Annotated in this window: 20 protein-coding genes; 4 read left to right on the plus strand and 16 right to left on the minus strand. The window is 72.6% G+C overall.

The genetic code is table 11. The features are described from left to right. Positions 1 to 43 precede the first annotated feature (43 nt). The 5 genes from LO772_RS11290 to LO772_RS11310 form a co-directional block, all read right to left on the minus strand. Positions 44 to 592: a GNAT family N-acetyltransferase gene (locus tag LO772_RS11290; protein WP_231778269.1), complete on the minus strand. Its 549-nt coding sequence runs from the start codon at positions 590 to 592 to the stop codon at positions 44 to 46. A 16-nt stretch (positions 593 to 608) separates the two neighbouring features. Then, a complete protein-coding gene (gene ffh / locus LO772_RS11295) occupies positions 609 to 2,153 on the minus strand; it encodes a signal recognition particle protein (protein WP_231778270.1) in 1,545 nt (514 codons plus the stop codon). Between the two features lie 87 nt (positions 2,154 to 2,240). Beyond that, positions 2,241 to 4,577 carry a [protein-PII] uridylyltransferase gene (locus LO772_RS11300; RefSeq protein ID WP_231778271.1) on the minus strand — a complete coding sequence of 779 codons (2,337 nt, stop codon included), beginning with the start codon at positions 4,575 to 4,577 and terminating at the stop codon, positions 2,241 to 2,243. Positions 4,578 to 4,767: 190 nt separating this feature from the next. Then, complete coding sequence (locus LO772_RS11305; protein WP_231778272.1) at positions 4,768 to 5,106, minus strand: P-II family nitrogen regulator; 339 nt, start codon at positions 5,104 to 5,106, stop codon at positions 4,768 to 4,770. Then, positions 5,103 to 6,410 carry an ammonium transporter gene (locus LO772_RS11310; protein WP_231778273.1) on the minus strand — a complete coding sequence of 436 codons (1,308 nt, stop codon included), beginning with the start codon at positions 6,408 to 6,410 and terminating at the stop codon, positions 5,103 to 5,105. The genes LO772_RS11305 and LO772_RS11310 overlap by 4 nt, the downstream gene beginning before the upstream one ends. A gap of 967 nt (positions 6,411 to 7,377) precedes the next feature. On the opposite strand from LO772_RS11310, the gene LO772_RS11315 reads away from it, so the two are divergent. Then, a complete protein-coding gene (locus LO772_RS11315; protein WP_231778274.1) occupies positions 7,378 to 8,907 on the plus strand; it encodes an ABC transporter substrate-binding protein in 1,530 nt (509 codons plus the stop codon). Between the two features lie 132 nt (positions 8,908 to 9,039). Here LO772_RS11315 and LO772_RS11320 read toward each other — a convergent pair whose 3' ends face one another. Further along, a complete protein-coding gene (locus tag LO772_RS11320; RefSeq protein ID WP_231778275.1) occupies positions 9,040 to 10,620 on the minus strand; it encodes a hypothetical protein in 1,581 nt (526 codons plus the stop codon). 323 nt (positions 10,621 to 10,943) lie between these two features. On the opposite strand from LO772_RS11320, the gene LO772_RS11325 reads away from it, so the two are divergent. Next, positions 10,944 to 11,609: a bifunctional DNA primase/polymerase gene (locus LO772_RS11325; RefSeq protein ID WP_231778276.1), complete on the plus strand. Its 666-nt coding sequence runs from the start codon at positions 10,944 to 10,946 to the stop codon at positions 11,607 to 11,609. 89 nt (positions 11,610 to 11,698) lie between these two features. Here LO772_RS11325 and ftsY read toward each other — a convergent pair whose 3' ends face one another. Continuing rightward, entirely contained in the window at positions 11,699 to 12,898 is a 1,200-nt protein-coding gene (ftsY, locus tag LO772_RS11330; protein WP_231778277.1) for a signal recognition particle-docking protein FtsY, read from the minus strand. 183 nt (positions 12,899 to 13,081) lie between these two features. Between ftsY and LO772_RS11335 the strand changes: the two genes are divergently transcribed. Further along, entirely contained in the window at positions 13,082 to 14,074 is a 993-nt protein-coding gene (locus LO772_RS11335; protein WP_231778278.1) for an LLM class flavin-dependent oxidoreductase, read from the plus strand. 30 nt (positions 14,075 to 14,104) lie between these two features. On the opposite strand, the gene smc is transcribed toward LO772_RS11335, so the two are convergent. Continuing rightward, positions 14,105 to 17,719: a chromosome segregation protein SMC gene (gene smc / locus LO772_RS11340; protein WP_231778279.1), complete on the minus strand. Its 3,615-nt coding sequence runs from the start codon at positions 17,717 to 17,719 to the stop codon at positions 14,105 to 14,107. A gap of 266 nt (positions 17,720 to 17,985) precedes the next feature. Next, complete coding sequence (locus LO772_RS11345) at positions 17,986 to 18,180, minus strand: hypothetical protein (protein ID WP_231778280.1); 195 nt, start codon at positions 18,178 to 18,180, stop codon at positions 17,986 to 17,988. A gap of 749 nt (positions 18,181 to 18,929) precedes the next feature. On the opposite strand from LO772_RS11345, the gene LO772_RS11350 reads away from it, so the two are divergent. Then, positions 18,930 to 19,718, plus strand: a complete 789-nt coding sequence (locus LO772_RS11350; protein ID WP_231778281.1) for a CAP domain-containing protein — start codon at positions 18,930 to 18,932, stop codon at positions 19,716 to 19,718. 192 nt (positions 19,719 to 19,910) lie between these two features. On the opposite strand, the gene mutM is transcribed toward LO772_RS11350, so the two are convergent. The 7 genes from mutM to rsmD form a co-directional block, all read right to left on the minus strand. After that, on the minus strand, positions 19,911 to 20,813 hold the full coding sequence (gene mutM, locus LO772_RS11355) for a bifunctional DNA-formamidopyrimidine glycosylase/DNA-(apurinic or apyrimidinic site) lyase (RefSeq protein ID WP_231778282.1): 903 nt from the start codon (positions 20,811 to 20,813) through the stop codon (positions 19,911 to 19,913). Positions 20,814 to 20,928: 115 nt separating this feature from the next. Beyond that, positions 20,929 to 21,726 carry a ribonuclease III gene (rnc, locus tag LO772_RS11360; protein ID WP_231778283.1) on the minus strand — a complete coding sequence of 266 codons (798 nt, stop codon included), beginning with the start codon at positions 21,724 to 21,726 and terminating at the stop codon, positions 20,929 to 20,931. A gap of 19 nt (positions 21,727 to 21,745) precedes the next feature. Next, entirely contained in the window at positions 21,746 to 21,919 is a 174-nt protein-coding gene (gene rpmF / locus LO772_RS11365; protein WP_231778284.1) for a 50S ribosomal protein L32, read from the minus strand. Between the two features lie 2 nt (positions 21,920 to 21,921). Continuing rightward, positions 21,922 to 22,518, minus strand: a complete 597-nt coding sequence (locus tag LO772_RS11370) for a YceD family protein (protein ID WP_231778285.1) — start codon at positions 22,516 to 22,518, stop codon at positions 21,922 to 21,924. Positions 22,519 to 22,708: 190 nt separating this feature from the next. Beyond that, positions 22,709 to 23,635, minus strand: a complete 927-nt coding sequence (locus LO772_RS11375; RefSeq protein WP_231778286.1) for a cell division initiation protein — start codon at positions 23,633 to 23,635, stop codon at positions 22,709 to 22,711. A 64-nt stretch (positions 23,636 to 23,699) separates the two neighbouring features. Further along, the gene (gene coaD, locus LO772_RS11380; RefSeq protein ID WP_231778287.1) at positions 23,700 to 24,182 is read right to left on the minus strand and encodes a pantetheine-phosphate adenylyltransferase; all 483 of its coding nucleotides are present in this window, start codon (positions 24,180 to 24,182) and stop codon (positions 23,700 to 23,702) included. Between the two features lie 72 nt (positions 24,183 to 24,254). Continuing rightward, positions 24,255 to 24,824 carry a 16S rRNA (guanine(966)-N(2))-methyltransferase RsmD gene (gene rsmD / locus LO772_RS11385; protein WP_231778288.1) on the minus strand — a complete coding sequence of 190 codons (570 nt, stop codon included), beginning with the start codon at positions 24,822 to 24,824 and terminating at the stop codon, positions 24,255 to 24,257. Between the last annotated feature and the right edge of the window lie 53 nt (positions 24,825 to 24,877).

Raw genomic sequence — 24,877 nt, forward strand, 5'->3', positions numbered from 1 at the left:
CATGGTACGGGCTCGCCGCGGACGCCCACGCCGTCGCCCTTTCTCACGCGAGGCCGGGCCACTCCTCGGCGGTCATCGCGTAGCGCTCGTGGTCGCGCCACGCGCCGTTGATGTGGATCATGCGCGGTGAGAAGCCCTCGCGCCGAAAGCCGAGCCGCTTCGCGAGGGCGACCGAACGCACGTTGCCCGGCTGGACGTTGACCTCCAGCCGGTGCAGTTCGAGCCCCCCGCGCACGGCGTGCGCGAAGCAGCGGTCGACGACAAGGGCCAGGCCCTCGGTCATGCGCCCGGTCGCGGCGTACGGGAGGTACGCGTCATAGCCGAGGGTCGCGTTGCGGAAGCCGCCGCGCACGATGTTCGCCACGTTGATCTTGCCGGCCAGACCCCCGTCGTCGAGGTCGACGACGAAGTAGGTGCGCATGCCCGGTCCCTGGCCCGCGAGGATCTCCGGGAAGCCGTCCGGACGGGCCGGGTTCCACGCCGTGATGTGCTCCATCGAGCGCAGCACGGCCTCGCGGTAGGCGCCGGCGTCCGTCTCGCGCACGGGCCGGATGCCGACGCGGTAGCCGGGGCGGGTGTACGCCGTGGTCATGCCGGACGCGCCGCGGCTACTTGAGGTAGTCCTCGAACCCCTTGGGCAGTTCGAACTTCGACGGGTCGCTGTCGTCGCCCGGCAGCTGGAACGCCTGCGCGGCCCGCTCCTCGCGCCGCTGGGCCGCGGCCAGCTCGTCCTGCTTGCGCTTCATCGGGTTGCCCGACTGGCGCTTGCCCTTGGCCTGCTTGGGCGCCTTGCCCTTCTTGCGCGAGCCACCGCCGCCGCCCATCCCGGGCATGCCCGGGATGCCGCCGCCGCGGGCCATGGACGTCATCATCTTGCGCGCCTCGAAGAAGCGTTCGATGAGGTTGTTGACCTCGGTGACGGTGCAGCCGGAGCCCTTGGCGATACGGGCGCGCCGCGAGCCGTTGATGATCTTCGGGTCGTCGCGCTCGCCCGGGGTCATCGACTTGATGATGGCCGCGACCCGGTCGAGGTCGCGGTCGTCGATGCTGTCGATCTGCTCCTTCATCTGCCCCATGCCGGGCAGCATGCCGAGCAGCTTGGAGATCGACCCCATCTTCTTGACCTGCTCCATCTGCTGGAGGAAGTCCTCCAGAGTGAAGTCCTTGCCGCCCTTTTGGATCTTCTCGGCGGCCTTGAGGGCGATCTCGGCGTCGTACTTCTGCTCCGCCATCTCGATCAGGCTGAGCATGTCGCCCATGCCGAGGATGCGGGAAGCCATCCGGTCGGGGTGGAACGCGTCGAAGTCGTCGAGCTTCTCGCCGTTCGACGCGAACATGATCTGGCGGCCGGTGACCTGCGCGACGGACAGCGCGGCACCACCGCGCGCGTCGCCGTCCAGCTTCGACAGGACGACGCCGTCGAAGCCGACGCCGTCGAGGAAGGCCTGCGCGGTGGTGACCGCGTCCTGGCCGATCATGGCGTCGACGACGAAAAGGATCTCGTCGGGCTTGACCGCGTCGCGGATGTCGGCAGCCTGTCGCATCAGCTCGGCGTCGATGCCGAGGCGGCCGGCGGTGTCGACGACGACCACGTCGTACTGCTTGGTCGTGGCGAACTCGATCGAGTCGCGGGCGACCTTGACCGGGTCGCCGATGCCGTTGCCCGGCTCGGGCGCGTAGACCGCGACGCCGGCGCGCTCGGCGACCACGCTGAGCTGGTTGACCGCGTTGGGGCGCTGGAGGTCGCACGCGACGAGCAGCGGCGAGTGCTTCTGGGTCTTGAGCCACTTGCCGAGCTTGCCCGCGAGGGTGGTCTTGCCCGCGCCCTGGAGGCCCGCGAGCATGATCACGGTCGGGCCGGTCTTGGCGAACCGCAGGCGCCGCGTCTCGCCGCCGAGGACGCGGATCAGCTCCTCGTTGACGATCTTGACGATCTGCTGCGCGGGGTTGAGCGCCTGCGACACCTCGGCGCCGCGGGCGCGCTCCTTGACGTGCGCCACGAACTCGCGGACCACGGGCAGCGCGACGTCCGCTTCGAGCAGGGCGACCCTGATCTCGCGCGCGGTGGCGTCGATGTCCGCCTCGGAGAGACGACCTTTGCCCCGGAGGTTCTTGAAGGTCGCTGCGAGGCGGTCGGAAAGAGTGTCGAACACGTCGGCAGAGGTCCTTCGTCGCAGGAAATCGGCGGTGCAGTCCGCTCCAGCCTACCGAAGGAGCACGCGGAACCGTTCCGGGTCGGCTCAGGAAAGGGTCTTCTCCAGCGCCTTGGCCACGTGGCGGGCGCGGTCGCGGGGAAGGGGCTCGCCGTCGGGGCCCACGACGTAGAACGCGTCCACCGCGTCGGCCCCGTGGGTGCTGACGCGGGCCTGGCGGACGCTGATCTCGGCATCGGCCAGCGCGCGACCGATGCGGTGCAGCAGCCCGGGGCTGTCGTGGGCGCGCACCTCGATCACCGTCGCGGTCTCCGAGGCGCCGGGCACGAGGGCCACGCGCGGTGGTGCCGGGGCCACCCCGCGCCGGGGTGCGTACGCGGCCTCGCGCTTGGCGAGGCGGGCGGCCACGTCCAGGCCGCCGTCCAGCGCACGGCGCACGTCCTCGCGGACGGCGGCCGGGTCGGGCAGCGTGCCGTACTCGGTCTCGACGGTCCACACGGTGATGCCGGTGCCGTCGACGACGTCCGCGACGGCCGAGCGCACGGTGAGCCGGTGCAGTGCCAGGACGCCCGCGGAGAGCGCGAGCAGGCCGACGCGGTCGGGGGCCGCGACGGTGACCTCGGCGCCGTACGGGAGGGGCTGCATGGTGACCGCGAAGCCGCCCTCGACCTGGCCCGCGAGGCGGATGCGCGCGGTGTCGATCGGCTGGGCGACCGCCGCGGGACGGCCGACGAGCACGGCGCGGGCGCGGGAGACCAGGTCGCGGCACAGGGCGTCGCGCCAGTCGCTCCACGCAGCCGGGCCGGTGGCGGCGGCGTCCGCCTCGGTGAGGGCGTGCAGCAGGTCGAGGGTTTCGACGCCGCCGACGGCCTCGGCGAACGCCGAGACGGTCCGGGGGTCGTCCAGGTCGCGGCGGGTGGCGGTGTCGACGAGGAGCAGGTGGTGGCGCACGAGGGTGGCGATGACGTCGATGTCCTCCTTCGTGAACCCCATGCGTGCGGCGGCCTCGCGGGCGATGACCTCGCCGCTCACGCTGTGGTCGCCGGGCCAGCCCTTGCCGACGTCGTGCAGCAGCGCCGCGACCAGCAGCAGGTCGGGCCGGGACACGCGGCGCGTGTGCGCGGCGGCCTCGACCGCGGTCTCGACGAGGTGCCGGTCGACGGTGAAGCGGTGGACGGCGTTGCGCTGCGGGCGGCAGCGGACCCGCTCCCAGTCCGGCAGCAGCCGCGTGACCAGGCGGCGCGACTCCAGTGCCTCCCACACCGGGATCGCGCCGCGCCCGGCGCCCAGCAGGCTCACGAACGACTCGCGGACCTCGGGAGGCCACGGGTCGGGCAGCGGCGGGCACTCGACCGCGAGCCGGTCGACGGCGTGCCGCGACAGCGGCAGCCCCGCGTGCGCGGCCGACGCGGCGGCCCGGAGGACGAGGCCGGGGTCGCGCGCGGGCTGCGCGCCGTGGGCGAGGACGGCCTCGCCGCCGTGCTCGACGACGCCCGCGGCGAGGGGGCGGCGCTCGGGGCCGGGCGTACGCCCGCGCAGGACCCGGCGTACGGGACCGACGCGCGCGGCGAGGACGCGGTTGACCTCGCGCCAGGTGACGTCGAACGCGTATGTGAGCGCGCGGGCGGACTCGGAGACGCGGCGCAGCAGGGTGTCGGCGTCCAGCAGGCCGAGGGCGCGCGCGACGGTGTCCTGTTCCTGGAGCAGGAGCCGGTCGCCGGAGCGCCCGGTGGCCAGGTGCAGGGCGTCGCGGACGTCGAGGAGGGTGTCGCGGGCGGCGTCGACCTCCTCGTGCGGCGCGTCGGCGACCCATGACGCGGCGACGGCCCGCAGCGCGGCGGCGTCGCGCAGGCCGCCGCGCGCCTCCTTGAGGTCGGGTTCGAGGAGGAAGGCGAGTTCGCCGTATTTCGCGGCGCGTTCCCCGCAGGATTCGAGCAGCGCGGGGAGGCGTTTCGCGGAGCCGGTGCGCCACGCGGTCAGCGCGTTGGCGCGGACCTGCTGGGCGAGCGTGGGGTCGCCGGCGATGTGCCGGGTGTCGAGCAGGCCGAGGTGGACGCGCAGGTCGTCCTCGGCGGCGCGGCGCGCCTCGTCGACGGTGCGGACGGAGTGGTCGAGCGGGACGCCGGCGTCCCATACCGGGTACCAGACGGCGTCGGCGAGGCCGGCGACGTCGTCGCGGCCGGAGTGCAGCAGGACGACGTCGAGGTCGCTGCCCGGGGAGAGTTCGCGGCGGCCGTAGCCGCCGACCGCGACGAGTGCGACGCCGTCGCCGCCGGCGCCCGCCTCGTCGAGCAGTCCGGTGAGCCAGCGGTCGGCGAGGCCGGCCAGCGCGCGGCGGCGCTCCCGGCCGCCGGGCGTCGTGCCGCCGAGCAGTTCCTCGCGGTCCTGGACGAAACGGGCGGTCGACGGGCTGGGCTCCGCCATGAGAAGACCTTCCTGGTGCGGTGGCCGAAACGGTGTGCCGGGAGTCGTCCCCCGCCGGCCGCGGTCGGCAGGGGCGACGCGAGCCCGCACGCCGGTGGGCGGTGCGGGCTCGCGTCCTTCATGTCGACTGCCTCGGTGCTGTCGTGGTGCGTTGTCGTGCGGTGTCGTGGGGTCGCTCCCGGCCCGCTCGTCAGAGCGCTTCCGGGCCCCGCTCGCCGGTGCGGACGCGGACCACGCTCTCGACCGGGACGACCCACGCCTTGCCGTCGCCGATCTTGCCGGTACGGGCGGCCTTGACGATGACCTCCAACAGTTCGTCGGCGTCCTCGTCGTCGGCGACGACCTCGACGCGGACCTTGGGCACCAGGTCGACCTGGTACTCGGCGCCCCGGTAGACCTCGGTGTGGCCGCGCTGGCGTCCGTAGCCGCTGGCCTCGGTCACGGTCAGGCCGTGTACGCCGTAGGCCTGGAGGGCATTCTTCACGTCGTCGAGCCGGTGCGGCTTGACGACCGCGGTGATGAGCTTCACGCGTCCACCTTCGTCTCGGTCGCCGTCGGGGAAGTGGTCGGCGCGGCGGTCGAGCCCGAGCGGCCGACGGAGCCGCCGAGGCTCACGAAGTCGTAGGCGGTCTCGGCGTGTTCGACCTGGTCGATGCCGCCGACCTCGTCGTCCTCGCTGATCCGGAAGCCGATCGTCTTCTGGATCGCGTAGCCGATGACGAACGTGGCCACGAACGAGTAGGCCAGGACCGCGCCGACGCCCGTGAGCTGCTTGACGAGCTGGTCCGTGCCGCCGCCGTAGAAGAGGCCTTCGGCGTCGCTCTGGATCTTGCCGGTAGCCAGGAGGCCGGGGGCGATCGAGCCGATGATGCCGCCGACGAGGTGGACGCCGACGACGTCGAGCGAGTCGTCGTACCCGAACTTGTACTTCAGGCCGACGGCCCAGGCGCAGACGGCACCGGCGACGAGGCCCAGGGCGATCGAGCCGAGCGGGCTGAGCGCGCCACACGCGGGGGTGATCGCGACGAGGCCGGCGACCGCGCCGGACGCGGCGCCGAGCGTCGTGAAGTGGCCGTCCCGGATCTTCTCCAGCGCCAGCCAGCCGAGGACGGCCGCGGCGGTGCAGATCTGCGTGTTGATCGCGGCACGGGCGGTGACACCGTCGGCCCCGAGCCACGAGCCGGCGTTGAAGCCGAACCAGCCGAACCACAGCAGGGCGCAGCCGAGCATGACGAACGGCAGGTTGTGCGGGCGCATGGGGTCGCGCTGGAAGCCGACGCGTTTCCCGACGACGAGGACCAGGGCCAGCGCCGCGACACCGGCGTTGATGTGGACCGCGGTACCGCCGGCGAAGTCGATGACGCCGTCCTTGAACAGCCAGCCGTCGGCGGCCCAGACCCAGTGCGCGACCGGGAAGTAGACGATCGTGACCCACAGGGCGACGAATATCGTCCACGAAACGAACTTGACACGGTCCGCGACGGCGCCGCTGATCAGCGCGGGGGTGATGATCGCGAACATCAGCTGGAACATCGCGAAGGCGACGATCGGGACGTTGTAGCCGTCCCACAGGTCGTTCACGCCGATGTCCCGGAAGCCGTACCAGTCGAGGTTCCCGACCAGGCCGCCGAACGCGTCCCCGCTGAACGCGAACGAGAATCCGTACAGCACCCACAGCACGGTCACGACGGCCAGGCAGATGAACGACATCATCAGCATGTTCAGGACGCTCTTCACGCGGACCATGCCGCCGTAGAAGAACGCCAGCCCGGGTGTCATGAGCATGACCAGTGCGGCGCTCAGGAGTACGAAAGCGGTGTTACCCGTGTCCATACTCAGCCTCTCTTCTCCGTGCCCCCGGCCGACCTCCGGGGGCTCATGGCAAGGAGCTTCGGGGTGTGAGGTTTCACGGCGTGTCGTCGCGTGTTTCGCACTTGTGACGCTTCTCGCACGAGTGTTTCCGCCAGGTGAACGAACGCGCATGCCCCGGGGAGCGGTCGCCCACGCCCTCCGAGGGCCGTCCGGGGGGCGCGTACGGGAGCGTGTTCCGGCCATGCGGCGGCGGTGAAGGGTCGCGTACGCCGGGCGCGCGGGGCGCGCGTCGCCGTGGCGTGGGCGCCCCCGATGCGGGGCGACTGCCGGGCGGGGCTCCCCGTTCCGCGGCGTCGCGGGCGAACTGGCAGCACCGGAACGACAGTTCGGTCATCTCCTCCCAGGCCGCGACCGTGTCGGCCGCGCCCCCGGCCGTCGACTTGACGATCGCCGTCGGGCCGGAGAACATCGCGCGGGGCCGTGCGCGCGGCCTCGCCGCGCCGGCCCCGCGCCCCGGCGCGACGCGGACCCGCGAGTCCGCGCGGAAACCGGCACGGCTGTCTTCCGGGTACCCCGGGAGGCCGTCGGCGCGGCCGTGTGGGGGGCGGCGTCGACGGGCTCAGGAGCGTTCGACGACGGGCCGGCCGACGGGGACTTGATCGGGTGGGACAACTGGACCGATGCCACCGACCGCTGCCCCTGGAGGGCCGCCGCGTAGCATGCGCACCACCAGTGCACCGCCCCTTCGCAGCACCTTCGCACCACCCCCTCGCACCACCCCGCACCCCGCACCGCACCACCGGTGTCGCGTGGGGAGAGTGCCCTGAGCGCCGCGCCGTCCACGGCCGCGGAGCCGGGGTGCCCGCCCGCGCCAAGGCCACGAGAAAGTGGAGGTCACGGTTCCGTGTTCAGGCACGACCAAGGACGGCGGACACGCAGGAGATTCCTGCGACAAGTCCGCGCAGGCATAGTCGTCGCGGCCATAGCCGTGTCCGCCGCGTGTGCGGACTCATCCGGCAACAGCCGACCGGACCCCAACGCCACCCCGCGCGAGGGCGGCAACATCACGATGATGCTCCCGGGCGACGCACGCGGGCTCAGCCCGTACACGGCGAACATCACCCCGCAGGGCGACGGCAGCCGCATGTCGGCGATCTACGACGTACTGGTGTGGAGCGACCCGGCCACCGGCACGATCCGGCCGCAGATGGCCGAGTCCCTCGTCCCGGACGGCGAGGCGCGCGTATGGACTCTGACGCTTCGCGACGGCATCCGGTTCACCGACGGGGCCGAACTCGACGCCGAGGCCGTCAAACGGGCCTGGGAGAAGCACCTCGACGAGAAGCTGCAGTCCAACCAGCGCGGCACCGTCTCGCCGCTCACGCTCACCGTGGTGGACAAGCTGCGCCTCAGCATCAAGCTCCCGGCGCCGAACGCCAACTTCGACCGCACGGTGGCCCACTCGCTCAACTACATCCCGTCGCCGCGCACACTCGACTCGGACGAAGCACTCGCCGCATCTCGGACGGCCCCGGTGGGGGCGGGACCGTACAAGCTGCGCGAGTGGGTCCCCGGCGAGAAGATGGTGCTGGAGCGCAACCCCAACTACTGGCAGCAGGGCAAGCCCTACCTCGACACCGTCACCATCCGCGTCAACCCCGACTCGGAGGGCGTGACGAAGGACATCGACGCGGGCAAGGGCGACCTCACGGTCAGCACGGACGTGCTGCGCATCGCCCAGGCAAAGGAACTGGGCCTGGCCACCGACGAGGTCCCGCTGAACGGCGGCCAGCAGTTCACCTTCAACACCCGGGCCGGCCGCCCGCTCGCGAACCCGGACCTGCGCCGGGCCATCGCGCTCTCCCTCAGCACCACCGACATCAACAACGTGCTGTTCGACGGCAAGGGCCGACCGGCCAAGGGCATCTTCGAGTCGTCGTCGCCGCTGGCCAACATCCAGCTCACGCTGCCGCAGAACAACCCCGAGGAAGCCGCCAAGCTGTTCGCCAAGGCGACCGACAACGGCCGCAAGCCCGTCACCGCGGACTTCGTCACCGTCAACACGCCGAAGTCGATCCGCATCGCGCAGTACTTCAAGGAGCATGTCGAGGCCGTGTCGAAGGGCATGTTCACGGTCAACGTCGTCGCGTTGGAGATCCCCGTCTACTCCAAGCAGGTTCTCGCCGACCTGGACTACGACATGGCGACGAACATCACCTGGGCCGAGGACCCGGAGCCGGTGCTCTACCAGTACCTGCACTCCAAGAGCGGCCTCACCAACGTGACGGGGTATCAGAACCCCAACGTGGACGCCGCGTTGGAGACCGCCCGGCAGTCGACCGACCGTACGACGCGTACCGAGGCGTACACCCGCGTGCAGGTCGCGCTCATCGAGGACATGCCGTTCTTCGTCTTCCAGGAGTCTCCCGTGGGCTACATCGCCGACGGGAAGCTGACCGGCCTCCAGCTGTTCAGTGACGGCCACATCCTGTGGGACCGCATCGGCCTGCGGAAGTAACAGCGCGGGACATCCCGGCCCGATACACCGCGCGCGCTCACACACGCCCGCTCGCGGCGCCCCTCCGGTCTCCGGAGGGGCGCCGCGTCGCGTCGGGGCGGCCCGGTGCGCGCGGCCGACCGTGGTGCCGTGTCACGACGTCGGCCAGACCGGCGTCGCGGCGGTCTCCGGGAGTTCGCCGACGACGCGGTCCGCGAGCGCCCGGACGCGGGCGTCCTCGCCGAACGCGTCGACGGCGTTGCGCACCGTGCGGCGCAGCCGCGTCGCGAGCCGTTCGGAGCGGACCCGCCCGGCGAAGTCGAGGGCGCCGAGCGCGGCGTCGCACGCGGGATCCGCCTCCCGCTCCAGGACGTGCACCGACGCCAGCCCGACGAGGCACAGCGCGAGCGTGCGCTGGTACGCGGAGGTGCCGTCGAACAGCCGCACCGCCTTCTCCAGCGGCTCCCGGGCACGCGCCGCCGGACCGGCCCCGCGGTAGGCCAGGTCGCGGTACGCGTGGCCGGCCTCCCCGCACAGCTCCGCCTCGCCGAAGTAGCGGATCCAGTCGGGCTCCTCGCCCCCGGCTGCGGCGGCGTCCGCGTGCAGCTGCTCGGCGAGGGCGAACGCGCGGCGGCACCGGTCGGCGTGGCCGAGCCCGGCGTGCGCGCGCCCCTCGACGGCGTACAGCATGGCCTGGGCGCGCGGGCCCGCGCTGTCGCGGGCGCCGTACTGCGCGAGGTGGATCAGCTCCAACGCGTCGCCGGGCCGGTCCAGATGAATCATCTGACGGCTCATCACCCCCAGCACGTTGGCGCCGAGCGGGCGGTCACCCGCCTCCTTGGCGGCGTGCAGGGCCAGCACGAAGTACTTCTGCGCCCCGGCCTGCATGCCGACGTCGTACGACATCCACCCGGCCAGCAGCGCCAGTTCGGCGGTGAGGCGGAACAGCCGCTCGCGCGGCGGCCCCGCGTACACGTCCATCAGGACGTCGGTGACCTCCTGCAGCTGGCCGACCACCGCCTTGCGGCGCAACCCGCCCCCCGACTGCATGTCCCAGTCCCGGAACAGGCGTACGGTCGCCTCCAGTTGCTCCAGCTCGCCGAGCCCGAGGCGGCCGGGCGCGCGCGGCCCCACGCGGGTGGGCAGGGTCGGCACGGGGGTGGGGGCCAGCCAGCGCTGCATCGGCTCGACCAGGGCCGGCCCCGCGGACAGCGCCAGCGAGCCGCCGAGGAGCCCGCGACGGCCCAGCATCAGGTCGCTGCGGGAGAACTCGCCGAGCAGTTCCACCACGGGCTCCGGCGCCCACGGCAGATCGACGCCGGAGCCGGTGAAGAGCGCCCCGGGGTCCTTGAACCCGAGGTCCTCCACCGCGACGACGCAGCCGAACTGCTCGCTGAACAACTCGGAGATGATGCGCGGTATCGGATCGCGCGGCTGCTCCCCGTCGAGCCAGCGGCGCACGCGCGACGTGTCGGTGCTGACGTGCAGCGCGCCGAGGCGCCGCGCGCGGCGGTTGACCTGCCGGGCCAGCTCGCCCTTCGACCACCCGGTGCGCGCGAACCACGACGCGAGCCGGTCGTTGGGGCGCTTGCCGCCCGAGCGCCCGCCGGGAAGAGCGTGCGGGTGGCCGGGAGCGAGCGGCGCGTCCGACCGCCGGTCGGCGCGTGCTCCCGGGCGGCGGTCGCCGTGGTCTCCGGCGCCCGGCTCACCCGTCTCGGTTTGTGCGATCGACACCGCTTCTCCCCCTGCACGTGCACCTGGCTGCGAAAACTGTGTGTCGGCTGCGACGTCCCTGCCCATGACCGTGTGCGAAAACCGTGTGCAATGTCCTGTATTGCCGAAAGTAGGCCGCTCGCCCGGGTCTCGGGTCGGGAACCGCAAAACGCCAGCCTTCGCCACCCCTTTCGCCAGGGGTCTTCCCCGGGTCGCGCACGGTTGACTGGGTGGGGTCGTGCGCCGTATGTCCGGTCGCGAGCCGAGGCCGCGGGCCGCCACGGCAGGTATCCGAGGCATGTGTCAGAACCGTAACCAAAAGTGACGGGAGCCGTTGGCAGGTCATGGACATCACACTCGGAACCCGCCGACGCACCCGTGCTGCGTTGTGGCAGGCGGTGTCGGAGTATGTCGAGCAGCGGCACTGGCCCGTCACCCAGGGGACGTACCTGATCCGGCACGGGCGCCGCGCCCGCTGCTGCTGCGGCCGGCCGACGTGTGCCGCGCCCGGCATGCACCCCGCGGACCCGCAGTGGTCGACGCGCGCCACCGACACTCCCTCCGCCGCGCGCCGGCTGTGGTCGCAGCTGCCGGACAGCACCGTCGTGCTCCCCACCGGCCGCGCCTTCGACGCGATCAGTGTGCCGCGCCCGGCCGGCCGGTGCGCCCTCGTCCGGCTGGAGCGCATGGGCACCCCGCTCGGCCCGGTCGTGGCCACGCCCGACGGCCGCTTCCTCTTCCTGGTCGCTCCCGGCGCGGCCGGCGAACTGCCGTACCTGCTCTACCAGATGGGCTGGGACGACGCCGAGGTGGACCTGCGCTGCCACGGCCCCGGCGACTACATCTTCGCCCCGCCGTCCCCGCTGGGGGTGCTGGGCGCCGCGGAGTGGGTCCGCCGCCCCGACGCCGCCGACGCGCTTCCCGAGGCGCGCCTGCTGCTGGGCACGATCGCCTACAGCTGCCACCGCAACAGCCCCCGCGCCGGCGGCGGGCTGTGGCTCGCGTCCTGAGCCGCCCCGATACGGCCCGTCCCTGAGGCCGCACACGCGCAAGGCCGGGCCCGGAACACTTCCGGGCCCGGCCTCGACGCGTGCGGCCGTCAGTCGCCGATCAGCGCGTCCACGAACGCGTCCGGCTCGAACGGCGCCAGGTCGTCCGGGCCCTCGCCGAGCCCGATGAGCTTGACCGGGACACCCAGCTCGCGCTGCACGGCGATGACGATGCCGCCCTTGGCCGTGCCGTCGAGCTTGGTGAGCACGATGCCGGTGATGTTCACGACCTCGGCGAAGACCCGCGCCTGGACCAGCCCGTTCTGACCGGTCGTGGCGTCGAGGACGAGCAGCACCTCGTCGACCGGGCCGTGCTTCTCGACCACGCGCTTCACCTTGCCCAGCTCGTCCATGAGCCCGGTCTTGGTGTGCAGGCGGCCGGCGGTGTCGATCAGGACGGTGTCGACGCCCTCGGCGATGCCCTCCTTGACCGCGTCGAACGCCACGCTGGCCGGGTCGCCGCCCTCGGGGCCGCGCACGGTGGCCGCGCCGACGCGCTCGCCCCACGTCTGGAGCTGATCGGCCGCCGCGGCACGGAAGGTGTCGGCCGCGCCGAGGACGACCGTACGGCCGTCGGCGACCAGGACCCGGGCGAGCTTGCCCGTCGTGGTCGTCTTGCCGGTGCCGTTGACGCCCACGACCATGGCCACCGCCGGGCGGTCGTCGTCGTGGCGCGCGGTGCGCAGCGAGCGGTCGTAGTCGGTGCCGATGAGCGCGACCAGCTCCTCGTGCAGGAGGGTGCGCAGCTCGGCGGGCGTCCGGGTGCCGAGGATCTTGACGCGCGTGCGCAGGCGCTCGACCAGCTCCTGGGTCGGCGCGACGCCGACGTCGGCGACCAGCAGCGTGTCCTCGATCTCCTCCCAGGTGTCGTCGTCGAGGTGTTCGCGCGAGAGGAGCGCGAGCAGGCCCTTTCCGAGACTGGTCTGCGAGCGGGCGAGGCGCGCGCGGAGGCGGACGAGGCGGCCCGCGGTGGGCTCCGGGACCTCCAGGGCCGGCGGGGCCTCTTCGAGGGTGTCCGGAACGGTCGGGACCTCGGCGGGCGGGGCCTCGGCGTCCGGGAGGTCGACGGTGTCGACCGTGCGCGGCGGGGCCTCCGGCAGCGGCTGCGCGTCCTCGCCGACGGTCGGCTCGACGGGCGTACGGGGCGGGGGCGCGGCGACGGAGCCGCGGCGACGTGAGCCGACGACGAACCAGCCGGCGGCGCCCAGCACCACGACCGCGATGACGACGGCAAGGATCACAATTTCCATAAGAGCCCCAGTCTCCCAGACCGCCTCGCCGAGGTCGCCATCCGCGCCCCGGGCGCGCCCGGGGACCGCGCCCCGCGGGCGTTGAATCCTGACGGTCCGTCAGCTACCTTGCCGGGGCCAGGCAGGCGCCCTGATCGCGTCGCAGAAGGCACGCGGGGCGACGGCCCGAAAGGTGTGCGCCCCATGCCGACGATTCTGCGCTTCAACCAGGTCACCCCGGGTCTGGACCGGGCCGAGGTGGCCGCGCGCTACCAGGCGACGATCGAGATGGCCGCCTTCGCCGACAAAAACGGCTTCGACATGATCAGCCTGGAGGAGCATCACGGCGCCGACAACGGCTGGAGCCCGGCACCGCTCGCGACGGCCGGGGCGGTCTTCGGCGCGACGCGGCAGATCGGCGTCGTGATCGCCGCACTGCTGGCCCCGCTGTACAACCCGATCCGGCTCGCCGAGGACATAGCGGTCCTCGACAACATCTCCGGCGGGCGGCTGTCCATCGTCGCGGGGCTGGGCTACCGGCCCGAGGAGTACGCCGCGATCGGCGCGGACTGGAAGCTCCGGGGCCGCCTCCAGGACGAGGCCGTCGACACGCTGCTCAAGGCGTGGACCGGCGAACCGTTCACCTACCGGGGCGAGACCGTGCGCGTCACGCCCAGGCCGTTCACCGACCCCCACCCGGTGCTCATGATCGGCGGCACCGCCAAGGCGACCGTACGCCGGGCCGTCCGCTTCCGCCTGCCGTTCTTCGCCGCCGCCCCGCTGCCCGAACTGGAGCGCCACTACTACGAGTCGGCCGCGGAGGCGGGCTTCGACGACGGGTTCGTGCTGATGCCGTCCGGCGGCGCCGGGGCGATGATCTTCTGCACCGAGGACCCCGACCGCGCGTGGGCGGAGTACGGCACGCACTTCCTGCACGAGGCCGCGACCTACGCGGCGTGGCAGACGCCGGACGTCCACTCGGCCATGAGCTCGGCCGCCCGTACCGTCGCGGACCTGCGCGCGGAAGGCATCTACAAGTGCCTCACGCCCGACGAATGCGTCGCGATCGCGCGGAGCGGCGGCCTCGCGACGTCGCTCAACCTGCACCCCCTGTGCGGCGGCCTGCCGATCGACGCCGGCTGGTCGAGCGTCCAGCTCTTCAACGACAAGGTCATGCCGCGTCTCCGAGCGGCGTGACGCGGCACCCGCGCGCCCTCGTCGTCGGGGTCACGCGGACATCGGCTCCGAAGCGCCGTCCGCGTCGCGTTCCAGCCGCTGGCTGATCACCGTCGTGACGCCGTCACCGCGCATGGACACGCCGTACAGCGCGTCCGCGACCTCCATCGTGCGCTTCTGGTGCGTGATCACGATCAGCTGCGAGCTTTCCCGCAGCTCCGCGAAGATCCCGATCAGGCGCTGGAGGTTGGTGTCGTCGAGTGCGGCCTCGACCTCGTCCATGACGTAGAACGGGCTCGGCCGCGCCTTGAAGATCGCGACCAACAGCGCGACTGCGGTCAGCGAACGCTCGCCGCCGGAGAGCAGCGACAGGCGCTTGACCTTCTTGCCGGGCGGGCGCGCCTCCACCTCCACCCCCGTGGACAGCATGTCGTTCGGGTCGGTGAGCACGAGCTTGCCCTCACCGCCGGGGAACAGCCGCGAGAACACCCCCTGGAACTCCCGGGCGGTGTCCTCGTACGCCGAGGTGAACACCTGCTCGACGCGCTCGTCGACCTCCTTGACCACGGTGAGCAGGTCGCGCCGGGTGTTCTTGAGGTCCTCCAGCTGCTCGGTGAGGAACTTGTGGCGCTCCTCCAGCGCCGCGAACTCCTCCAGCGCCAGCGGGTTGACCTTGCCCAGTTGGACGTACGCCTTCTCCGCCGCCGCGAGCCGCTTCTCCTGCTCGGCGCGCACATACGGCCGCGGCTGCGCCTCCTCGGAGTCGGGGTCGCGCACCTCGCCGTCGGCCGGCGGCGTGGGCGGGACCGGTTGGTCCGGGCCGTACTCGGCGACGAGCCCGGCCGCGTCCATACCGTGCTCTTCGAGGGCTTTCGCCTCCAACTGCTCGATCCGCAGGCGCTTCTCGGTCCGCAGCATCTCGTCGCGGTGCACCGAGTCGGTCAGCTTCTCCAGTTCGGCGGCCAACTCGCGGACCCGGGCCCGCTCGCGCGCCGAATCCTGCTCGCGGGCCGCCCGCGCCTGCTGGGCCGCCGCGCGCTCCGCCTCCGCGCGCGCCAGGGACGCCTCGACGTGGGTCAGCAGCGCGCCCGCACCCGCGAGCACCGCACCGGCGACGCGGGCCTCGACCGCCATGCGCGCCCGCCGCTCCGCCGCCCGCGCCCGGGCCTCGCGCTCCATGCGCGCTCCCCGGTCCAGCGAATCGGCGCGGCCGGACAGTGCCTTGACCTGCTCCTCATGGGTGCGCACCGCCAGCCGCGCCTCCATCTCCGCCTGCCGCGCGGCGGTCGCCTCGGCGGCGAGGCCGTCCCGCGTGGTCGCGTCGGGCTCCTCGTCGTCGGGCATCTCCTCGGCGGCCTCCAGGCGCGCCGACAGTTCTTCGTACGCCGCGGTGTCCTGCTCCTTGGCCGCCTCCGCCTTCGCGACCGCGGCGGCGAGCCGTTCGGCCTCCCCGGCCGCGGCGCGCGCCTGACCGCCGAGCCGGCCCAGCTCCTTCGCCGCCGCCGACCGCGCCTTCTCCGCCTCGCGGCGCTCGGCGGTCAGCTGTTCGACGGCCGCGACGGCGTCCTTGCGGGCCGCCGACGCCGCCACCAGGGCGTCCTTCGCCGCGGCACACCGGCCGACCAGCGCGTCGAGCCGCGCCGCGGCCTCGTCGACGGCCGCCTGGACCTCCAGAAGGCTGGACGCCGACGCCGAACCGCCGTGGGCGAAGTCCGCACCCACCAGATCGCCGTCCCGCGTCACCGCACGCACCCCGGGCAGTGCCGCGACCAGGTCGCCGGCCGCGGCCAGGTCGTCGACGACGGCGACCCGGTCGAGCAGCCGGTGCAGCGCGCCGGTGAGGTCGTCGGGCGCGTCGACAAGGCGTACGGCGTAGACGGCGGTCGACGGCAGCCGCGGCCACTCCGCCACGGAGACCGCACCACCCCCGTCGCCGCCCGCGCCGACCAGGAGCCCCGCCCGTCCCGCGTCGTCCTTGCGCAGCAACCGCAACGCGTCCACGGCATCGCCCACGCCGGCCACCGCGACCGCGTCGGACGCCGCACCGAGCGCCGCGGCGACGGCCGTCTCGGCCCCGTGCTCGACGCCGACCAGCGCGGCGACCGTCCCCAGCACGCCCGACAACCGGTCGCCCGCGGCCAGCAGCGCGCCCGCGCCGTCCTTGCGGTTAAGCCCCAGCTCCAAGGCCTCCTTGCGCGCGGTCACCGCGGCCCGCTCGCGCTCCGCCTCCTTCTCGGCGTCGCGGGCCTCGGACAGCACCTCCTCGGCCACCGCGAGGTGCTCCCGCGCCGCCGCGAGCCGCGCCTCGACCGACCCCGCGTCGGCCTCGGCGCCCTCCTCGGCACCGCCGACCTCGGCCTGCAAGGCGTCGAACTCCCGCTGTGCGGCCTCGGCGCGGGTGCGCGCCGAGGTCAGCGACTCCGTCAGCCGGCCGATTTCGGCGTCGGCGCCCGACACGCGGCTGCGCGCGGCGTTGACCTGCCCGGCCAGCCGGGCCAGCCCTTCGCGGCGGTCGGCGATCGCCCGGGCGGCGGCCTTGAGGCGGTCGTCCTCCGCCGCGACCTCGCGCTCCAGCTCGCCGCGGCGCTCCGACGTCTCCGCGAGCTGGACCATCGCCTCTTCGAGGGCCTCCTTCAGCTCGGCCTCCGTCTCGCGGACGCGGGCCGCCTCGCGCTCCATCTCCTCGGGATCGCGGCCCCGGCGCTCCTCGGCGGGCGGGGACGTGGCGTGCCGGACGCGTTGCTCGGCCAGGCCGATCGTGCCGCGCACGCGCTCGGCGAGCGAGGAGAGTTCGTACCACGTCTCCTGGGCCCGCGCGAGCCGCGGCGTCAGCGCCTGGACCTCGGCCTCCAACTCCGCCTCGCGGGCCTGCACTTCGCCGAGTTCTCGCTCGACGGCGGTACGCCGCTCCCGCAGCGCCGCCTCGTCGGCGACCTCCTCGTCGAGGTTCCTGCGGAGGATCACCAAGTCGTCGGCCAGCAGCCGCAGCCGGGCGTCGCGCAGATCCGCCTGGATCGAGGCGGCGCGCCGGGCGATCTGCGCCTGCCGGCCCAACGGCTTGAGCTGGCGGCGCAGTTCGTTGGTGAGGTCGGTGACGCGCGTGAGGTTGGCCTGCATCGCGTCCAGCTTGCGCAGCGCCTTCTCCTTGCGCTTGCGGTGCTTCAGGACGCCGGCGGCCTCCTCGATGAACGCGCGCCGGCCCATCGGGTCCGCCTGGAGCACGGAGTCGAGTTGGCCCTGACCGACGATCACGTGCATCTCACGGCCGATGCCGGAGTCGGACAGTAGCTCCTGGATGTCGAGCAGCCGGCAGGTGTCGCCGTTGAGCGCGTACTCGGAACCGCCGTTGCGGAACATCGTGCGCGTGATGGTCACTTCGGTGTAGTCGATCGGCAGGGCGCCGTCGGTGTTGTCGATCGTCAGGCTGACCTCGGCGCGGCCGAGCGGCGGACGCCCCGCGGTGCCCGCGAAGATGACGTCCTCCATCTTGCCGCCGCGCAACGATTTCGCGCCCTGCTCGCCCATGACCCAGCTCAGGGCGTCGACGACGTTGGACTTGCCCGAACCGTTCGGGCCCACCACACACGTGATGCCCGGTTCGAACCGCAACGTCGTCGCGGACGCGAAGGACTTGAAGCCGCGGAGTGTCAGGCTCTTGAGGTGCACCCGCCGCAGCGTACCGGGACACTTCGGTCGGAGTCCGGCGCAAACCCGCCGCGTCGCCGTGTCGATCAGTGTGTGACATGCGATGTGACGGGGTATCACGTCAGCATTACTGCCGTCGGACCGGAATCCGGACGGCCGGACTCGGGTGGGGGGCAGGATCGAAGGACCGATCAGGGGCGGCGGGGGCCACCACACACGCAGGCGGGAAGCGGCGCCGGAACGACAAAGGGACGCCAAAGGCGTCCCTGGTAGTTATCGGGTCGAACTCACGCCCGGGTAAGCGCGGGCTCGACCTGGGCTACGTCGAACCGATGCTCCGCGGCGGCATAAAGCGCGTCGTTCTCCGCTTGGACACGGACAAGCTCCGTTTCCAGGTCGCGTACACGCTGCTGAAGCCGTCGCATCTCGGAGAGCAGTCGGGGATCGGGGCCGCCGACGTAACCGAGAAGCGCCTTCGCCATGAGAGGGTCCTCCACGCTGAGTGACCGACCGGCATCTGCGGGTCGAAATTACGCACCCGGCCACGGTGTTCCTGATAGGGTGCGCGGGCTTCCAGAGTCGCACCAAAAGGCCACGAGGTCAATATGATCACGGCGCGGTAACTGAACCGTCACCCGGTCGGCGGCGTGAGCAACGCGGACGGGACGGTTCGTGTCTGGCTGTACCAGACCATCAAATCGCGCGGCAGTCAAGAAGTTATTCACGAGCTTTCCCCGGCTCCCCGGCGATCGGCCGGACGCTCCCCCGCGGACGCGGCAAGCGGTTGTCGCCACGGCACACCGGCACCCCCGATCCCGCAGGTCGGCGGTGACCTCGCACGTCACACCGCGGCACTCCGGCATCACCGCCGGGAAAACGATTCGGCGCGGCACCGGAAAGACCGGGAACGTACCGGACAAGCCATCCCAACCGTTCAGCTTGGACGCGGCATCGACGGCCACGGCGCCGCCGATCTGCTCTAGAGTCACGTCCGCAAGCTCACTCGATCGAGTGAGGAAGCGCCCGTCCGGCGCGTCGTGGCGGAGGTCTCCGCCTCAGCAGTCCTCTCGGGTTCCGCACCGCGCCCCGGGCTCTCGGACCGCGCTCGGACGGTACCCAGTAAGGGGAGGCCGTGGCCCGGCACAGCCGACGCTCCGTACCACCGTCCCGCCGTCAGACCGACGACCGCCCTCGCGGGCACCGGCGCAGGCGCCGCCTCGGCCCGCTCCGCGTGGCCGTCATTCTGCTCGGCGTCGCCTTGGCGGCCGTCGGCACCCGGGCGGGCGTGCACGTGCTCGACAAGGGCGGCGACGGTTCGACGCGGGCCGGCGCGGTCGAGTCCGCGGCGGCGACGGGCCCGACCGACCCCCGCTATCCCGACCAGGCCTCGCGCGACGGGGCCGGACGCGCGCCCGACCTCGGGGTGAACCCCGAGACGGCGGCGTCGACGACCGCTCCCCCGCAATCGGCACCGCCGACGTCGAGCGCGCCCGCGCCGCCGACCGAGTCGACCGGCGCCGCGGCGTCCCCGCCGCCGTCCCGCCCCGCGACGTCGCCGAGTTCCGCGGCCACCACCGCCAAGACGTCCGCCCGGCCGACGACGGCGTCGCCCACCAAGACGGCCTCGGCCACGGCGACCGGCGCCGCGGCGTACGAGGACCAGGTGCTCACCCTCGTCAACAACGAACGCGCGGCGGCGGGCTGCGGCCCCGTCAAGGCGGACGTCCCGCTGCGCGACCTGGCTCGGGCCTTCAGCAAGGACATGGCCGACCGCGGCTACTTCTCGCACAACACCCCCGAGGGCAAGACCCCGTGGGACCGCGCGGAGGCCGCCGGCATCACGTACCTCGCCGCGGAGAACATAGCGCGGGGCCAGCAGACCCCGGCCGCGGTGATGACCGCCTGGATGAACAGCGAGGGCCACCGCCGCAACATCCTCAACTGCGGCCTGACCAAGCTGGGCGTCGGCGTCCAGATGGGCAGCGGCGGACCGTGGTGGACCCAGGAATTCGGCCGCTGAGCCGGCGTCCCGCCAAGACCTCGCGCGAACCCGCTCGACCACGCCCCACGACAAACCACCGGCTCCCCCGGGAAGCGCCGGAAACGGCCGCCACACCGAACACCGTCGGCGCGGCGCGGACCGGGCGGTATCCACATCGCGACGTCCGGGTCTGGGTGGCGCGGCCCGGCGGTGCGGTGGTCGTGGGGGGGGTCAGGGGGTGGTGGTCGGGGATTCCCGGCGGGTTGTGGAGCGGGGACGGGGAATCGGCTGGCACTTCGTGCAGAAGTAGCTGCTGCGGTTCATGAAGGTGATGCGGCGTATGGGGGTCGCGCAGCGGTCGCAGGGGTCGCCCTCGCGGCCGTACGCGTTCAGGGAGCGTGCGAAGTAGCCGCTGCTGCCGTTGACGTTGACGTACAGGCTGTCGAACGACGTGCCGCCGGCGGCCAGGGCGTCGGTCATGACCTCGCGTACCGCGTCGAGCAGGCGGGCGGTCTGCGGCCTGGTCATCGTGGCGGTCGAGCGGGCGCCGTGCAGGCGGGCGCGCCACAGGGCCTCGTCGGCGTAGATGTTGCCGATACCGCTCACCAGGGACTGGTCCAGCAGCGCGCGCTTCAGCTCGGAGTCGCGGCGCCGGAGCGCGGCGTGGAAGGCCTTGCCGTCGAACAGGGGATCGAGGACGTCCCGCGCGATGTGCGCGATCGACGGCGGCAGCACCGCCCCTCCGTGCTCGACCGAGACGCCGCCGAACGTGCGCTGGTCGACGAACCACAGCTCGTCGCCGCCGTCGGTGAACGTGAACCGCACGTGGAGGTGTTTCGCGCGCGGCGCGTCGGGCTTTTTGACGAGGAGTTGGCCGCTCATTCCCAGGTGGGCGAGCAGCGCGTCATCGGGCGCGGCGGCGCCGGGCGCGGTCAACGGCAGCCACAGGTATTTGCCCCGGCGGCGCGCGGCCTCGATCCGGGCGCCGGACAGGACGGCCGCGAAGTCGTCCGGCCCGGCCGCGTGGCGGCGTACCGCGCGCGGGTGGGTGACGCCCACCGACGCGATGGTCCGGCCCACCACCCAGCGCTCCAGTCCGCGCCGCACGACCTCGACCTCGGGCAGCTCCGGCACGCCGACCTCCGCAACGGCTGGATCGGGCTCGGGGTGCCGAGCCCGATGCGGCTCACATGTGGGACGACCGGTTCACACCGGTCCGATGCCGTCGTCCCGGCTCACCCGGTGCGGCTCAACTGGTGCGGCCCGACTGGGCCTTGGGCGATGCGGCGGACGCCGTACCGCCGGACACGACGGTGCCGGCGGCGGAGTCGCTCGGCGGCGACGTGCCGTCGCCGTACCGCGCGCGGATCGCCCGCCACGCGCTCTCGGCCGCCTGCTGCTCGGCTTCCTTCTTGCTGCGCCCGACGCCGGTGCCGTAGTCGACACCGCCGACGCGGGCCAGCGCGGTGAAGGTCTTCTCGTGGTCGGGGCCGGTCTCCGAGACGACGTACTCCGGGACGCCGATGCCGGTTGCGGCGGTCAGCTCCTGGAGGCTGGTCTTCCAGTCCAGGCCCGCCCCGAGGCCCGCCGACTGCTCGATGAGCGGGTCGAAGAGCCGGTGCACCAACTCGGACGCGGCGTCCAGGCCCTGGTCGAGGTAGACCGCGCCGATGATCGCCTCAAGGGTGTCCGCGAGGATCGACGACTTGTCACGTCCGCCGGTGCCCTGCTCGCCGCGACCGAGGCGGATGAAGCTGCCGAGGTCGAGCTTGCGCCCCACGCCCGCGAGGGCACGCGAATTGACCACCGCGGCACGGAGCTTCGCGAGCTGCCCTTCGGGCAGGTCGGGGTGGGCACGGTAGAGCGTGTCCGTCACCACGAGCCCGAGCACCGAGTCGCCCAGGAACTCCAGGCGTTCGTTGGTGGGCAGGCCGCCGTGTTCGTACGCGTAGGAACGGTGGGTGAGCGCGCGTTCCAGAAGGGCGGCGTCGACCGACCAGCCGAGCCGCCCTTCCAGGTCCGCGTATCTCGCCGGCGCGTCTGTCACCTGGTGACCTGCCGGATGCTCAGACCTCAAGGACCTGACGGCGGTTGTAGGTGCCGCAGCTCGGGCAGGCGATGTGGCCCAGCTTCGGCTGACGGCAGGTCTCGCAGGTCACCAGGTTGGGGGCGACGGCCTTCCACTGGCTGCGGCGGTGGCGGGTGTTGCTGCGCGACATCTTCCGCTTCGGAACAGCCACGGCTACTTCTCCTGGTTCTCATCGGCGCGGTGGGCGCCGTTGTCGTCGGCTTCGGCGGTCGGTCCACCGAAGAGGCCCTGCAGAGCCGCCCACCGGGGGTCGGCCGTTTCGTGGGCGTGCCCGGGGTCGTCGTCGAGCCGCGCCCCGCATTCGAGGCACAGCCCGCCGCAATCCTCGCGGCACACCGGGGCGAGCGGCAGTGCGAGCACCACCGCGTCGCGCAGTTCCGGCTCCAGGTCGAGCAGGTCGCCGACCAGCCGGGGGGCGTCCTCGTCGGAGTCGCCGTCCGGATACACGTACAGCTCCTGGAAATCGACCCGGAGCCGACGCTCCAGGGGATCCAGGCACCGGACGCACTCACCGGTCAGCGGCACCTCCGCGGCGCCGGAGACCAGCACCCCTTCCATGACCGCCTCAAGCCGGAGCTCCAGCTCGAGCGGCGCACCTTCGGGGACGCCGATCACGTCGATCCTCATATCCGCCGGGGCCGGCACGTCGCGGGTCTCCCGGCGCATCGACCCAGGCCGACGACCCAGCTCGCGTGTGTCCACGACGAGCGGGTTGCGGGGGTCCAGGCGGTCCAGGGTGTCCTGCCTCATGCGGTTTCACCTCCCCCGAATCCGAAGGAGGTGCGGTGGCTATGGTGTGCGGCCCCGAGGGTTGCTGTGACAGCGGCTTCCCACACAGGGCCGGTCCACAAGACTATCGCAAGACGGGGGCGGTCCCCCAAACGGGCCCTGCGGCGGCGTACGGTCCGCCCGGCCCGGGGGACCGCCCCGGCGACGCGTGTCAGCCCTGTCGGCCGTCGGGGTTGAACTGCCGGACATCGATCAGGCTCGTGTCGAAGAAGCTCGTCTCGTCGAGTGCCGCGTCGTAGCGCTGCTGGACGGGTCCGCCCTGCTGCGGGACGCCGGGCTGCTGGGCGGCGTACTGCTGCTGGTACTGCGGGACCTCGTAGCCGCCGGACTCGTAGCCCGTCGGCTCGTACGCCGGCTGCTGCGGCTGCTGGGGGTAGGCGCCCGTGTCGTAGTAGCCGCCCTGCTGCGGTTGTTGCGGTTGCTGCGGTTGTTGCGGCGGCTGCTGTTGGGCGGCCGGGGCGTACGCGGGCTGCTCGGGGTAGCCTGCCGCGCCCTGCTGCTGCGGCGGCGCGACGGGCGCCGACCGGCCGAGGAACGGCGCGTCCTCGTCGGCGTCGAGCCGGGCCTGGAGGCTGCCGGGCGCGCCGTCGGCCTCGTCCTGCGCCTTCAGGTACTCGCCGAGTTCGTCGGTGGCCCGGCGCCCGCGCATCTTGTCGCGGCCCCGGCCCACGGCCGAGAGGGTCTTGTTGAGGACGACCTCGAAGTTGGCGAGTTTCTGGTCGACATAGTCATCGGCTTCCGACCGGATGCGCTCGGCCTCCAGTCGGGCGGCGGTCATGATGCGCTCGGCCTCGGCGTACGCCTCGCGCGCCACGTCGGTGTCGGCGATCAGCGCACCGCGCTCCTCGCGCGCTCCGGAAACGACGCGCTCCGCCTCGCGGCGGCTCTCCTCCAGCACCGCGTCGCGGTCGCTGAGGATCTGCCGGGCCCGCGTCATCTCCTCCGGGATGAGGTTCTTGACCTCTTCCAGACGGGCGACCACTTCGGCCCGGTTGACCACGCACGAGGCCGACATGGGCATCGAACGGGCGCTCTCGACCAACGCGATGAGCTCGTCGAGCTTGGGCGATACGTCCACTGGCGTGTGCTCTCTCTCCGGGGGCCGAGGGGTCCGACACCACAGCGTACGAGCAGAAACCCCGCTACTTGTCAGCCAAACGTTCGGTCAGGCGGCGCAGGACGGTCGGCGGCACCAATCCGGACACGTCTCCGCCGTAGGTCGCGACCTCTTTGATCAGGCTCGACGACAGGAAGCTGTACAGCGGATTGGTCGCCACGAACAGGGTTTCGACCTCGGTCAGGCCGTAGTTCATCTGCGCCATCTGCAGCTCGTAGTCGAAGTCCGTGACCGCGCGCAGTCCCTTGATGATCGCGGGGATCTCGCGCTGTCGGCAGAAATTGACGAGGAGCCCTTCGAAGGCCTCGACCCGGACGTTGCCGTAGTGCGCGGTGACCTCGTGGAGCATTTCGATGCGCTCCTCGACCTCGAAGAGGCCGGACCGCTTGTTGCGGTTGAAGCCGATCGCGACATAGACCTCGTCGTACAGGCACGAGGCCCGGCCGATGATGTCCAAATGCCCGTTGGTCACCGGGTCGAACGACCCGGGACAGACGACTCGACGCACGGGTTTCTTCCCCTCGATTCTCGGGTCCTCACGTCCTGTCCGGGCCCTCCCGGGCGCCGGTCGAACCCTCCTTCATGAGCGCGCGGCGCGACCGTACCAGAGCGTCCCTTCGCCGTAACGACGGGACCTGACCTCGGCGAATCCGTCCGGCCACGCGAAGGCCCCGCCCCGGGTCGAGCGCTCGACGGCGACCAGTGCGTCGTCTCCGAGCCATCCGCCGGTCAGCAGCGACGTCAACAACAGGGCGACGTCGGCGTCGGGAACGGGGTAGGGCGGGTCGAGGAAGACGACGTCGTACGGCCCGCCCTCGGGCGGCTCCTCGGCCACCCGCTCGGCACGCGCGACGCGCAGTTCGGCACCGGGCAGCCCGAGCGCCCGCATGTTGGCCCGCACGACCTTGGCGGCCCCCGGGTCGGCCTCGACCAGCAGCGCGTGCGCCGCCCCCCGGGACAGCGCCTCCAGGCCCACGGCCCCCGAACCGGCGAAGAGGTCGAGCACGCGTGCGCCGTGGAAGCTCCGGCGCAACGACAGCAGCGTGGAGAAGAGCCCTTCGCGCGCGCGGTCGGAGGTGGGACGGGTGGTGTCGCCGGAGGGCACCGACAGTCGTCGGCCGCCCGCGGCGCCGCCGATCACGCGGGTCATCGGCGGCCCCCCGGGGAGGCCGTCATCTGGTCGCTCATGCGGACACGGTAGCG

This window comes from Yinghuangia sp. ASG 101 (assembly GCF_021165735.1).
In the GTDB taxonomy this organism is placed as follows: Bacteria; Actinomycetota; Actinomycetes; order Streptomycetales; family Streptomycetaceae; genus Yinghuangia.

Coding starts and splice junctions, on each gene's coding strand:
- LO772_RS11290 (WP_231778269.1), bottom strand. CDS start 592: ATGACCACGGCGTACACCCGCCCCGGCTACCGCGTCGGCATCCGGCCC.
- LO772_RS11300 (WP_231778271.1), bottom strand. CDS start 4,577: ATGGCGGAGCCCAGCCCGTCGACCGCCCGTTTCGTCCAGGACCGCGAG.
- LO772_RS11310 (WP_231778273.1), bottom strand. CDS start 6,410: ATGGACACGGGTAACACCGCTTTCGTACTCCTGAGCGCCGCACTGGTC.
- LO772_RS11325 (WP_231778276.1), top strand. CDS start 10,944: ATGGACATCACACTCGGAACCCGCCGACGCACCCGTGCTGCGTTGTGG.
- ftsY (WP_231778277.1), bottom strand. CDS start 12,898: ATGGAAATTGTGATCCTTGCCGTCGTCATCGCGGTCGTGGTGCTGGGC.
- LO772_RS11335 (WP_231778278.1), top strand. CDS start 13,082: ATGCCGACGATTCTGCGCTTCAACCAGGTCACCCCGGGTCTGGACCGG.
- LO772_RS11345 (WP_231778280.1), bottom strand. CDS start 18,180: ATGGCGAAGGCGCTTCTCGGTTACGTCGGCGGCCCCGATCCCCGACTG.
- LO772_RS11370 (WP_231778285.1), bottom strand. CDS start 22,518: ATGAGGCAGGACACCCTGGACCGCCTGGACCCCCGCAACCCGCTCGTC.
- rsmD (WP_231778288.1), bottom strand. CDS start 24,824: ATGACCCGCGTGATCGGCGGCGCCGCGGGCGGCCGACGACTGTCGGTG.